The organism is Bacillus sp. ISL-46 (assembly GCF_018613205.1).
In genome coordinates, this window is the sequence record NZ_JAGGQR010000042.1 from 1 (window position 1) to 12,280 (window position 12,280).

Annotated in this window: 12 protein-coding genes; 2 read left to right on the plus strand and 10 right to left on the minus strand. The window is 41.8% G+C overall.

What is annotated here, in order from left to right:
- Positions 1 to 924 precede the first annotated feature (924 nt).
- The 3 genes from gatB to gatC are packed head-to-tail and all read right to left on the minus strand — an operon-like array spanning position 925 to position 4,125.
- Complete coding sequence (gene gatB / locus J7E67_RS19895; RefSeq protein WP_214718664.1) at positions 925 to 2,352, minus strand: Asp-tRNA(Asn)/Glu-tRNA(Gln) amidotransferase subunit GatB; 1,428 nt, start codon at positions 2,350 to 2,352, stop codon at positions 925 to 927.
- Positions 2,353 to 2,364: 12 nt separating this feature from the next.
- Complete coding sequence (gene gatA / locus J7E67_RS19900; RefSeq protein WP_214732720.1) at positions 2,365 to 3,822, minus strand: Asp-tRNA(Asn)/Glu-tRNA(Gln) amidotransferase subunit GatA; 1,458 nt, start codon at positions 3,820 to 3,822, stop codon at positions 2,365 to 2,367.
- 3 nt (positions 3,823 to 3,825) lie between these two features.
- Entirely contained in the window at positions 3,826 to 4,125 is a 300-nt protein-coding gene (gatC, locus tag J7E67_RS19905; protein ID WP_088085175.1) for an Asp-tRNA(Asn)/Glu-tRNA(Gln) amidotransferase subunit GatC, read from the minus strand.
- Between the two features lie 237 nt (positions 4,126 to 4,362).
- On the opposite strand from gatC, the gene J7E67_RS19910 reads away from it, so the two are divergent.
- A complete protein-coding gene (locus J7E67_RS19910) occupies positions 4,363 to 5,019 on the plus strand; it encodes a lysozyme family protein (RefSeq protein WP_214718654.1) in 657 nt (218 codons plus the stop codon).
- Between the two features lie 39 nt (positions 5,020 to 5,058).
- Here J7E67_RS19910 and J7E67_RS19915 read toward each other — a convergent pair whose 3' ends face one another.
- Complete coding sequence (locus tag J7E67_RS19915) at positions 5,059 to 5,553, minus strand: VanZ family protein (RefSeq protein ID WP_098934661.1); 495 nt, start codon at positions 5,551 to 5,553, stop codon at positions 5,059 to 5,061.
- Positions 5,554 to 5,641: 88 nt separating this feature from the next.
- Here J7E67_RS19915 and J7E67_RS19920 point away from each other — a divergent pair, with 88 nt between their 5' ends.
- Positions 5,642 to 6,094 carry an OsmC family protein gene (locus tag J7E67_RS19920; protein WP_214718653.1) on the plus strand — a complete coding sequence of 151 codons (453 nt, stop codon included), beginning with the start codon at positions 5,642 to 5,644 and terminating at the stop codon, positions 6,092 to 6,094.
- Positions 6,095 to 6,241: 147 nt separating this feature from the next.
- Here the strand turns inward: J7E67_RS19920 and J7E67_RS19925 are convergent, their stop codons facing one another.
- The 6 genes from J7E67_RS19925 to cobA all read right to left on the minus strand — a co-directional run bounded on the left by J7E67_RS19925 (position 6,242) and on the right by cobA (position 12,260).
- Positions 6,242 to 6,676, minus strand: coding sequence for a YueI family protein (locus J7E67_RS19925; protein ID WP_251026883.1), 435 nt, complete (start codon positions 6,674 to 6,676; stop codon positions 6,242 to 6,244).
- 91 nt (positions 6,677 to 6,767) lie between these two features.
- Positions 6,768 to 6,938, minus strand: coding sequence for a hypothetical protein (locus tag J7E67_RS31425; protein ID WP_214718651.1), 171 nt, complete (start codon positions 6,936 to 6,938; stop codon positions 6,768 to 6,770).
- Between the two features lie 124 nt (positions 6,939 to 7,062).
- On the minus strand, positions 7,063 to 8,346 hold the full coding sequence (gene aceA / locus J7E67_RS19935; RefSeq protein ID WP_168241662.1) for an isocitrate lyase: 1,284 nt from the start codon (positions 8,344 to 8,346) through the stop codon (positions 7,063 to 7,065).
- A 48-nt stretch (positions 8,347 to 8,394) separates the two neighbouring features.
- On the minus strand, positions 8,395 to 9,987 hold the full coding sequence (gene aceB, locus J7E67_RS19940) for a malate synthase A (protein ID WP_214718650.1): 1,593 nt from the start codon (positions 9,985 to 9,987) through the stop codon (positions 8,395 to 8,397).
- Positions 9,988 to 10,175: 188 nt separating this feature from the next.
- Entirely contained in the window at positions 10,176 to 10,808 is a 633-nt protein-coding gene (locus tag J7E67_RS19945; protein ID WP_214718648.1) for an NAD(P)-binding protein, read from the minus strand.
- Positions 10,809 to 10,811: 3 nt separating this feature from the next.
- On the minus strand, positions 10,812 to 12,260 hold the full coding sequence (gene cobA / locus J7E67_RS19950) for a uroporphyrinogen-III C-methyltransferase (protein WP_214718646.1): 1,449 nt from the start codon (positions 12,258 to 12,260) through the stop codon (positions 10,812 to 10,814).
- Between the last annotated feature and the right edge of the window lie 20 nt (positions 12,261 to 12,280).

Genomic DNA, 12,280 nt, shown 5'->3' on the forward strand with positions numbered 1-12,280 from the left:
TATCCATACCAGCCAATTAGCTGCTTAACATAAAACTCTAACTTTTGGGGGTCACATCAGAAGCTTTAGGTACCCTCTTTTTATTGCGTATTTGCGCTTTTTTTAGAAAAAAATAATATTTACACACTAAAAGTAGGAGATTTTTATAATATATCGTTTGTAATTATTCCCCACTCATTTTTTATCAGCGGATTTGAGGGTTTTATCAGCGAATCTAGTCCATTTATCAGCGAATTCACACAGTTTATCAGCGATAAACTAGATTTTATCAGCGTATCGAATAATAAACGAATTAATCAGTCTATTATTTTGCCTTTGTTCCTTTACATACCTCGACTATTTTCCCGAAAATATAAAACTAACCAAACGTTTGATTAAAACGGGTATCAGCCCCGGTAAATCAATGTTTTTCTCCGAAATCTTATAAAAAGTTTGTCGGGAACTGGGACAGCTAAGCCTTCCATTCACCTTATTTCCCTTTAAATTTACACCCTTCGACCAACTGCAAACTAATCAAACGTTTAATTAAATAGGCGGAATAGCCCTCCCTCTCAACCTTTTACTCCTGAATCCGGAAAAAAGATTGTAGAATTTACACTGCTCCAAAAAACTAACCAAACGTTTGATTAGTTAGCCGCGACACCATATAAATAAAGGGTTCCAGCCATTTATTGTGAAAATCCTTTGTCGACCCGAGCGATAATTTACCTCTAATAAAATAAAAAACAAGTCGATATTAGGACTATCTTAGGGAAATTCCTATGCTTCGACACGATACCTGATCATTCCTTACTAACCAAACGTTTGATTAGTCTCGGGAAAAACCCTTTTAACAAAAGGATTTTTTCCCGGGAAATGGCGAAAAAAATGTCGAAACACGCAAACAATAAAAAAACTGGCAGAATAGATTCTGCCAGCTTCCATTTAACGCTTTTGTAATTCTTGCTGCAACAATTGGTTGACCAATTGTGGATTGGCCTGGCCCTTAGTTGCTTTCATTAACTGCCCAACTAAGAAGCCAACAGCTTTATTTTTCCCATTCTTAAAATCTTCAATCGATTGCGGATTCGCATCCAGCACTTCAGAAATAATTTTGAGAAGTGTTCCCTCATCGGAAATCTGGACAAGCCCCTTGTCCTTCACAATTTGCTCGGCATCGCCGCCGTTTTCGATTAATTCTTTAAAAACAGTTTTCGCGATTTTCGAAGAAATTGTTCCGTTTTCGATTAGCTTAATCATGCTTGCAAGACCTTCTGGTGTTAACGCTACTTGATGAAGCTCTTTTTGCTCAGCATTCAAGTAGGCGGAAACATCCCCCATTATCCAGTTCGAGGCAAGCTTCGCATCCGCACCACCATTAACTGTCTCCTCGAAGAAATCAGCCATTTCTTTCGTTACAGTTAAAACTTTTGCGTCGTAAACAGGTAACCCAAGCTCTTCTACATAACGCTTTTGACGCTGGTCTGGCAGTTCAGGGATTTCGGCACGAATTCGTGCTTTCCAGTCCTCATCAATGTACAAATCCATTAAATCTGGCTCCGGGAAGTAACGATAATCATCGGAACCTTCTTTAACCCTCATCAGCAAGGTTGCCCCAGTGGCTTCATCAAAGCGGCGTGTTTCTTGATCAATCGTTCCACCGGCCGACACCACTTCGCGTTGACGCTTCTCTTCGTATTCAAGCCCTTTGCGGACAAAATTAAATGAGTTCAGGTTTTTCAATTCTGTTTTCGTTCCGAATTCTTCTTGACCAACGGGACGAATCGAAATATTTGCGTCACAACGAAGTGAGCCCTCTTCCATTTTACAATCGGAAACGCCTGTATATTGGATAATTGATTTTAATTTTTCAAGATAGGCATATGCCTCATCAGGAGTGCGAATATCCGGTTCAGAAACGATTTCAACGAGAGGGGTGCCCTGACGATTGTAATCGCATAGTGAATACCCTTTTCCATGGTTCAGCTTTCCTGCATCTTCTTCCAAATGAATTCGCGTAATGCCAATTCGCTTTGTATAGCCATTTACCTCAATATCAATATAGCCATGTTCCCCAATCGGCTTGTCAAACTGGGAAATCTGATAGGCCTTGGGATTGTCCGGGTAAAAGTAGTTTTTGCGGTCAAACTTTGTGTGGGTCGCAACCTCGCAATTAATGGCCATAGCAGCCTTTATCCCAAATTCTACCGCTTTTTTATTTAGGACAGGTAAAACGCCAGGATAACCAAGGTCAATCACACTAGTATTCGTATTCGGTTCCGCACCAAAATGGTTTGGGCTCGCCGAGAAAATTTTTGAATCTGTTTTTAACTCAACATGGACCTCAAGTCCAATCACTGTTTCAAATTCCACGGTCTTCACCCCCTATAATCCAGGTTTCTGTTTATGATAGTCTGTTGCCTGTTCAAATGCATGTGCTGTCCGATAAATTGTTGCTTCATCAAAATACTTGCCGATGATTTGTAAGCCTAGCGGCAACCCGCCATCAAAGCCACACGGAACCGAAATTCCTGGTAAGCCTGCAAGGTTCAATGGAATCGTTAAAATATCATTGGCATACATCGTTAACGGATCCTCGATTTTTTCACCAATTTTGAAAGCTGGTGTTGGTGTAGTCGGGCCAATAATCACATCATACTTGGCAAAAACATTCTCATAGTCTTGCTTGATTAATGTCCGAACCTGCTGTGCCTTTTTGTAATAAGCATCATAGTAACCTGAGCTTAGTGCAAACGTTCCAAGCATTATCCGGCGCTTTACTTCATCACCGAAACCTTCTGCTCGTGTTTTTTTGTATAAATCAATTAACGTTTCCGCATCCTTTGTACGATAGCCGTAACGGACTCCATCGAAACGGGCGAGGTTCGCTGAGGCTTCTGATGACGAAAGCAAATAGTAAGCAGCAAGTGCATACTTCGAGTGCGGCAGGGAAACTTCTTCCCAAACTGCGCCAAGACCCTCGAGCACCTTTAATGCATTTAAGACGGATTGTCGGACAGATTCGCTGACACCTTCACCAAGATACTCTTTTGGTACTGCGATTCTAAGACCCTTTACGTCACCAGTTAAGGCACTAGCAAAGTCGGGTACGTCCACATTTGCTGAGGTTGAATCCATTGGATCCAGGCCGGATATCGCTTGAAGCAGGTAGGCATTATCCTCAACGGTTCTTGTAATCGGTCCAATTTGATCAAGTGATGACGCAAAGGCTACAAGGCCAAAGCGGGAAACACGACCATAGGTTGGCTTTAAGCCGACGACACCACAAAAAGAAGCTGGCTGACGGATCGAACCACCCGTATCAGAACCTAGGGAAAATAGGACTTCACCTGCTGCAACAGATGCTGCTGAACCGCCTGATGAACCACCTGGAACCGTCTCAAGATTCCATGGATTCCGTGTCGTTAGATAATGGGAATTTTCGTTTGAAGATCCCATTGCAAATTCATCCATATTTAACTTCCCAATCGTTACCGTTTCTGCCTGCTGCAGTTTCTGAACGACGGTGGCATCATAAATTGGATCAAAGTTTTCGAGAATTTTACTCGCACAGGTTGTCCGCAGTCCTTTTGTAACCATGTTATCTTTTAAGCCAATCGGCATCCCGAATAGCAAACCTTTTGCCGCATCCGTGTTAAGTTTCTCATCTAATGCTTTTGCTGATTGACGGGCACGCTCTTCATCTAATGTTAAAAATGCCTGAACTTTGTCCTCGACTTGTCCGATTCTCTTGTATGATTCTTCAACAAGATCGGATACATTTAGTTCCCTTTTATGTAGCAGCTCATGTAGATCTGCAACTTTATAGTCAAATAAACTCACGATTTAATCCTCCTTCCCCATAATCGATGGTACTTTAATCTGTCCATCCTGATGTTCCGGCGCATTTTTTAGTACCTCTTCAAGCGCTAATCCTTGTTTGGATTTATCTTCACGTAAAACATTTTTCATATCCAGCACATGGTATGTAGGTTCCACATTTTCCGTGTCCAATTCATTTAACTGCTCAGCAAAGGTAATAATCGCATCCAGCTGCTTTGTAAACTTTTCTGTTTCTTCCTCTGTTATAGCCAAGCGTGCCAAGTTGGCTACATGCTTAACCTGCTCATTTGAAATTCTTGACATATCATAACCCCCAATCCCATTTGTCTTGTCATATCAATACTAATGATGATACCAAACTTTTCCGCATTACCGCAATGATTCAACTATCAGTATTGGCAAGCAAATCAATTTTTGTTCAAACTTTTAAAAATTTAATTCTATTTCTCTCTTAATAATGCAAATATTTTTTCTAATAAGTTCATCACAGACATTCTTGGCATCTTCCCTTATAATGGTCATGGATGGGAGGGCTTCTGAATGAAAAAACGAAGACGGAAGAAATTTAAACTCTTTTTGATGCTGTTTATGCTTTTTTGTGGATTGGCCATGTTTCAAAATTATTTTCAACAAGCAGGTTCCCTTCAACTTGAAAAATCTGATCCATTTGCTGATGTAAAAAAATATCGTCCCTTAATCCATGATGAATTAGCGAAATATAATCTCGAAACTCATACGACAGTACTAGTAGCCTTAATGCAGCAGGAAAGCCGTGGCAAAGGCGGGGATCCTATGCAGTCGTCGGAATCGGCTGGTTTGGCAAGAAATACAATTACAGATCCGAAAAAAAGTATTCAGGTTGGGGTTAAACATTTTCAGCGCGTTCTTACTTATGGGAATCAGAAAAAGGTAGATTTCCAGGCCATTATCCAGTCTTACAACATGGGAATTGGTTACATTGACTATGTTGCACAGCACGGCGGCAAACATAGTGAGGCATTGGCGAAAGAATTCTCCCTCCAGCGGGTAAAAGAAAAGCCAGCTATATATACTTGTGGCGGCAATAAAGATAATTTCCGCTACCCTTACTGCTATGGTGATTTTACCTATAGCACAAAGGTAACGAATAATATTCAATTGTTAGCAGATACCGTTCCAGTAAACGGCACTGAAAAAACCACCAGTGGATCTTTTTGAAGATTCATCGGTGGTTTTTGTTTACTTTGAAACTGCCCCCTAAAATTGCGTTGTTTTTATGTTTTTCTTTTTCAAATGGGCGATCAGAAAAACGAGCTTAATAGGCAGGTAACCAAGAATTCCACCAGCCGTATTTAAAATTAAGTCGTCCACATCAAAGCTGCCAAATTCAAATACGAGCTGCAACAGTTCGAACGTTAGACTTAAACAAAAGGTAGCAAAGGTGACAGCGCTGATTTTTTGAAACTTTTTTGCCAGCAATGGTAAGATAAATCCAAACGGCATAAAACCGATGACATTCCCTGCTAAGTTCTCAATTCGAATACTTAGATTGATATCTGCTAAAAACAGATAAAATTTAATGGTTTTAAAGGGGACGAAATTATTCGACCGCCAGTGGTATTCATCATAGGTAAAGTTAAAATGATTAATAATCTCCGATAACGGGATATATTTAAACAAAATTAATTTCGAAAGAATCGCTAAATATAAACAAAGAATTAGGAAAAGGGTAATTTTAAAAATAATTTTCATTATCACTGCTCCATTTTTACATATCTAAATAACCATACCATATTTTTAAAATTACGTGGGAGCAAAACTCAAATTGGAGGAATTTAGAATGGCTGAACATATTTTTCATTTAAAGGCGAGCTGGCCGGGATTACGGAATGATGTCGGAGAGATTGAAGCCGGGAATCTAAAAACAAAGATTTCCATCCCACTAGGAATGGATGGGCCGGGTGTCGGCACTAATCCAGATGAGATGCTGCTTGGGGCTGCCGCGACCTGCTATATTATCACACTTGCAGCGATGATGGAACGTAGTCATTTGCAGAAAGAGACTCTAATGATGGAGTCTGAAGGAATTGTGGATGTCACCAATGGGGTTTTTACATATAAAAAGATTATTCACCGACCACATGTAGTCTTGAGAACAGGTGCATCCGAAAAAGAAGTGGCGATGGCTAAGAGACTCGCCAAAAAAGCGGAGTCTTCTTGCATGATCAGTCGCGCCATTCAGGGAAATGTGGAAATCGAACTGCAAGCTATAGTGGAAGTGGCAGTTGGGTGAAAAACAGAGGAGTGTATAGTGTCATAAAGACAGTTGGAGGTTGTACATGAGGTATTTTGTCCTTATGAACCTCTCATAAGGACAGTTTGGGCTCTGGTTTGATGATTTCCGGTGTTAAAGGCGTATGTTCTCTGAAATCACATCTGCTTATTTTTTAAAGATTTTTGAAAAAAAGCCCTTGTTTTTTTTAACTTCCTGCAGTTGGGCAGGTACCTTCTTGGTTATATAGATATCTTCCTTATCAATTGCATGATCCATAGCTAACACCAAGCCGATTTCCGTGTCGTGTTCTTTATTGGTCACAATAGTATGTTCAATCTTATATTTTGTGGCCAGCTTTACATATTTGGAAAGGGCCTCGTAATTCATGTTTCCATTTAAGAAAAGATGGGACTGGGGCTTTTCCTTCATATGCTGCTCCACTTGGGGATATACTGTTGATTCTCCTACTTGGCTTTTCGTAAGAGCCAACACAATCCGCTCTCTTAAAGTTCCTAAGAATTTCCGCCGCTCATCTGGTTTTGTTTCAAGTGGTCCATAGATACCCTGCTGTAAGACCTCATCAACGGTTGTCTTTTTCAACTCAATCAACTCCATATAAAGGCTATTATTATCTATGATGATACTCTAAAAAACGTTCCGTTCCAAAAAGTGGGTTCAGCAGCTTGTAAATTTAACTATCCGCAAGTTGAATCACCTCATACGCAAGTTGGATCACCTCATACGCAAGTTGGACCATCCCATCCGCAAGTTGGATCACCTCATCCGCAAGTTGGACCATCCCATCCGCAAGTTGGATCACCTCATACGCAAGTTGGACCATCCCATCCGCAAATTGGATCACCTCATCCGCAAGTTGGATCCCAATTCCCCGCCTATCCGACAGTAAACCACTAATTTATTCATATACCCACCAACAAAAAATCCCTCCCTCCAATAGGAGAGAAGGATTCGCGCCCTGCTAAAACCTAGTTTTTTCCTGTAAATTGTTCTGCCTCTGTTGAACCTTTCAATGCGGTTGTTGATGATGTTCCACCGGTAATGACCATAGATACTTGGTCAAAGTAACCTGTACCAACCTCACGCTGGTGACGTGTGGCTGTGTAGCCGTATTGCTCGCTGTCGAATTCCGCTTGCTGCAATTCGGAGTAAGCTGCCATGCCGCGCTCTTTATAGCCGCGAGCAAGTTCGAACATGCCATGATTTAGGGCGTGGAAGCCAGCAAGAGTAACGAATTGGAACTTGTAGCCCATTTTTCCAAGTTCGACTTGGAATTTCGCAATTGTTTCTTGATCCAATTTCTTTTTCCAGTTGAATGATGGCGAACAGTTGTATGCGAGCAACTTGCCTGGGAATTGCTCATGGATCGCTTCTGCAAATTGTCTTGCTTCCTCGAGATTCGGCTCAGAAGTTTCGCACCAAACAAGATCTGCATATGGTGCATATGCTAGACCGCGAGCAATTGCCTGGTCAATCCCCGCCTTAACACGATAGAATCCTTCTCCAGTACGTTCACCAGTAATAAAAGGTGCATCATTCATATCGATATCACTTGTAATTAAATCAGCCGCGTTTGCATCGGTACGAGCAACTAGTATCGTAGGAACACCCATAACGTCAGCAGCTAAACGAGCGGCAATCAAGTTACGAACCGCCGTTTGGGTTGGCAGCAATACTTTACCCCCTAAATGGCCACACTTTTTCTCGGAAGAAAGCTGATCTTCAAAGTGGACACCTGAAGCCCCAGCTTCAATCATGCCTTTCATTAGTTCGAAACAGTTTAATTGGCCGCCAAAACCGGCTTCTGCATCAGCGATAATTGGAGCAAACCAATCAATTGAATTGTCGCCCTCTGAATGGGTAATCTGGTCTGCACGTTGAAGTGCTTGATTAATCCTTTTGACAACACTTGGTACACTATTTGCTGGGTATAAGCTTTGGTCAGGGTACATGTGTCCGGACAGGTTTGCATCGGCTGCTACCTGCCAACCGCTTAGGTAGATCGCTTTTAGTCCTGCTTTAACTTGCTGGACTGCTTGATTTCCTGTTAATGCTCCAAGGGCATTTACATAGTCTTCTTCATTTAATAGCTTCCAAAGCTTTTCAGACCCTTTCCGAGCCAACGTATGCTCAATATCAATGGATCCGCGTAGCTTGATAACATCCTCGGCAGTGTATGGTCTTGTAATCCCTTTCCAACGGCTATCCATTTCCCAGCTTTCTTGTAATTGTGCTACTCTTGAATTTGTCATTTTATATTCCTCCTATTAATCTATTAAGTATTTTTTTAATTTAATAAACTAGATCAACTCATACCCTGGTAAAGTTAAAAATTCAGCAAAATCATCATTTAAAATCAAACGGTCAAACAGTTCAACTGCTTTATCAAATCGACCGCCTTCAAATGCCTGCACACCAATTTCCTGTTTTATTTTTCCTAATTCCTCCACCTTATATTGCTCATACATCTCCACAGTGACTTTCCGTCCGTCGTTAAGCATCCCTTTAGGGTGGCGAATCCACTGCCACAGCTGGGCTCGTGAAATTTCTGCAGTAGCAGCGTCTTCCATTAAGTTGTGAATAGGGGCTGCGCCACTTCCACTTAGCCAGGAAGCCACATATTGAATCCCAACATTTATGTTTAAACGAACGCCCTCTTCAGTAATCGTTCCACCTGGTGATTCAAGCAAATCTTGGGCTGTTACTCTGATTTTCTGTTGCTTAAGTGTATGAATTTGGTTTGCAATCGGCATTTCACGGTTGAAAACCTCCAGGGCTACCGGAACAAGACCTGGGTGTGCCACCCATGTTCCATCATGACCATCACGGGCTTCACGCTCTTTATCGGCACGAACCTTTGCAAAAGCCTCCTCATTAGCAGCCGGATTATTGCGAATCGGAATTTGGGCTGCCATTCCTCCGATTGCCGGTGCCTTGCGGCGGTGACAGGTTTGAATCGTTAATAACGAATACGAACGCATGAATGGTACTGTCATCGTTACCTGTGATCGATCCGGTAAAATGACATCCTTGTGGTTACGCAGCTTTTTTAAGTAACTGAAGATATAATCCCATCTTCCACAATTCAATCCTGCAGAGTGTTCCTTTAGCTCAAATAAAATCTCATTCATTTCAAATGCGCCCATGATGGTTTCTAGTAAGACAGTCGCTTTAATGGTTCCATTCGGAATCCCAAGCTTCTCTTGCGCAAATACAAATACATCATTCCAAAGCCTTGCCTCCAGGTGACTTTCCAATTTTGGTAGATAAAAATATGGTCCTGTTCCCCTCTTAAGTAACTGGTTCACATTATGGAAAAAGTACATCCCAAAGTCGAAGAAACTTCCTGAAATAGGCTTGCCATCTAGTAAAATATGTTTTTCTTCTAAATGCAGGCCGCGTGGTCTAACAAACAGAACAGCTGTTTTTTCATGTAGTTCATATTTTTTACCGTTAGGATTTTCAAAGGAAATCGTCCGATTTACTGCATCTCTTAAGTTGATTTGTCCTTCGATGATGTTTTCCCATGTCGGTGAAGTGGCGTCTTCACAATCAGCCATAAAAACCTTTGCACCAGAGTTTAAAGCATTGATGACCATTTTTCGATCGGTCGGGCCTGTAATTTCTACCCTGCGATCTTGCAGGTCATCCGGCAGCGGAGCAATGGTCCAGTCACCATTCCGAATATGTTTTGTCTCAGGGAGAAAATCTGGCAATTTCCCATCATTAATTTCGGCTTGGCGTTTTTGCCTGTACTGTAACAGTTCAATTCTTCTTTCGCCAAACTTTCGTTCTAGCGCTTCAATAAAATTTAATGCCTCTGGTGTTAAAATCTCTTCGTACTGGGCTCTCATTGCCCCAACCACTTCAATACCTGTCGTTTGCGTCGACATGAACTACATCACCTCTTTGTTATAATACAGCAACTATCTACGTTTTGTATTATATAACACTGATTTTAAAAATGGAACCACTTTTCAGAAAATTTTATAAAAATAGGTAAAAACTCCCTGTCCTCTGATTTTTCAAAAGGAAAAGTCCATAAAAAAAAGGACGTCATCGACATCCTTTTTTGCAGTCATTATTGGCCCGTTTCGTTAAGAAGCGTTTCATATATTCTAATAAAGTCATCTTCCCGATTATCACTAGTTAAGAACTCCGAACTTACAATGGTTTTTAATAGTTTTCTCTTCAAAGAAGCATTTTCCACTTCTTTCAGAATCCATCTTCGTTTTGAAAAAAGAAACTCAAGATAGCCCTCGTAGGAATCATCAAACTGCTCCTCGAGCTGCTCCCGAATTTTGCTTGCGAGGGTTGGACTCGCACCTCCTGTTGAAACGGCTATGCTCAACAGTCCACGTTGAAAATGGGCTGGGACATGGAAATTGGAGCGATCTGGATCGTCTGCAATCGTTACAAGCTGATGGGGTGCTGCTGAACTTCTAATCAACTGATTTTTTTCGAGATTGTTCGTTGCGGCAAAAATCATAAATGCATCCTTTATATCCCCGTCAGAAAAGGGCTTTTGCTTCCAAACAATTTTCCCCTCACGATGAAGTCCTTGAATTTCATCCGTTGCCTCCGGGCTGACGATTACGATTTCTGCACCCGTACCAAGCAGTCCCGTCACTTTTCGCTCGGCAACTTTCCCGCCCCCAACAATGACGACTGTTTTTCCTTCTAACCTTAGGATTACAGGATAGCCTGAATTCATCCTCTAAACTTCCTCGACAGGACGGACCGCTAAATATTCAACCAAGGCTTCTTTCGTTGCGCTGGCAGGCATTCCATGTGACATAAACCCGGCTTTTCCAACCGCAGCTGCTGTTTGTTTTCCCATGCTGACCACATGCAACCCTTGCAACAGTTCAACCGTATTCAAGTCACATTCACGTAACGCTTGTACAAACGGTTCAACGGACGCACTGCTTGGGAATACAATGGTATTCACGTCAGCCTCATCTAACATTCTTTTAAAAAGAGGCATGAACTGGTGATCTATTTCTTTTCTGCTAGTCACCATGATGTCTGCCTGATCATACTCTTTTTTCAAGATGCTATCGTCCCCAACAATGAGCAAGGCTCCGGTCTCGTCCATTTCATCAACCTGTACAGCAATAAATCCACGATTATTTAATGCTTTGATTGATTTCATCGAAGCGCCAAAGAAATCGGCACGGATTTTTCGAATATCCATTCCACTTTCCATCACCGCTGTAAAAAAATCGTCTACACTTTCAGGTGAGGTAAAAAATATTTTTTCATAGGAAGTTACTTTTGTCAGATCAACAGGCAGTGCCGTCTTTTTCCACTTTGGAAATTCAATCACATCGGCGCCTTGATCCATTAATTCCTTTGCTAATTCACTTTGACCCTCACTCGTCCGGGCAAGCAGTATTTGCCGTCCATACAGCGGCATTTTCTCGAACCAGCTGATTTTTTCACGCAGAGAAATGACACCCCCTACTAAAATAATCGATGGGTTGCTAAACTTTGCCTCCAAGACCTTCTCGGAAATATCAGCAAGTGTCCCTTGCAATGTTTTTTGGCGGCCAAATGTACCCCATTGAATCAAAATAATCGGGGTCGACGCTGGTTTACCGTTGTTAAGGAGATTTTCGCAAATAAACGGTAAATTGCCGACTCCCATATAAAAGGCAATGGTATCAACACCACGAGCCAGTCCTTCCCAATCAAGTACTGGTTTGCCCTCTTGCGATTTGTCATGGGCAGTAACGACTGCAAATGACTCTGCATACTCACGGTGGGTAACAGGAATTCCTGCATAAAGGGGGGCTGCAATCCCCGATGAAATGCCAGGAACGATTTCAAATGGAATTTGATATTCGGCCAGGGATGCCGCTTCTTCGCCAACTCTGCCAAACACGCCTGGGTCTCCTCCTTTTAAACGAACGACTCGCTTGCCTTCAAGAGCCTTCTCAACCAAAAGCTCGTTGATATTCCCTTGGCGTAAAATATGGCGGTTCGGTAATTTTCCGCAATAAATCAGTTCACAATCTGCTGGAGCAAACTCTAAAAGTTTGGGATTGGCAAGCCGGTCATATAAAATCACTTCGGCTTGCTTTATAGCCTCCAGTCCTTTTACGGTGATTAAACGAACGTCCCCGGGTCCTGCTCCTACTAAAAATACTTTCCCATTTTTCATTCTGCAGCCATCCTTTCCAT

What these genes read in the sequence shown, in the direction of transcription:
- gatC (WP_088085175.1), bottom strand. Translation starts at nt 4,125, where the DNA reads ATGTCAAGAATTTCAAATGAGCAGGTTAAGCATGTAGCCAACTTGGCA.
- J7E67_RS19910 (WP_214718654.1), top strand. Translation starts at nt 4,363, where the DNA reads ATGAAAAAACGAAGACGGAAGAAATTTAAACTCTTTTTGATGCTGTTT.
- J7E67_RS19915 (WP_098934661.1), bottom strand. Translation starts at nt 5,553, where the DNA reads ATGAAAATTATTTTTAAAATTACCCTTTTCCTAATTCTTTGTTTATAT.
- J7E67_RS19920 (WP_214718653.1), top strand. Translation starts at nt 5,642, where the DNA reads ATGGCTGAACATATTTTTCATTTAAAGGCGAGCTGGCCGGGATTACGG.
- aceA (WP_168241662.1), bottom strand. Translation starts at nt 8,346, where the DNA reads ATGACAAATTCAAGAGTAGCACAATTACAAGAAAGCTGGGAAATGGAT.
- aceB (WP_214718650.1), bottom strand. Translation starts at nt 9,987, where the DNA reads ATGTCGACGCAAACGACAGGTATTGAAGTGGTTGGGGCAATGAGAGCC.
- J7E67_RS19945 (WP_214718648.1), bottom strand. Translation starts at nt 10,808, where the DNA reads ATGAATTCAGGCTATCCTGTAATCCTAAGGTTAGAAGGAAAAACAGTC.
- cobA (WP_214718646.1), bottom strand. Translation starts at nt 12,260, where the DNA reads ATGAAAAATGGGAAAGTATTTTTAGTAGGAGCAGGACCCGGGGACGTT.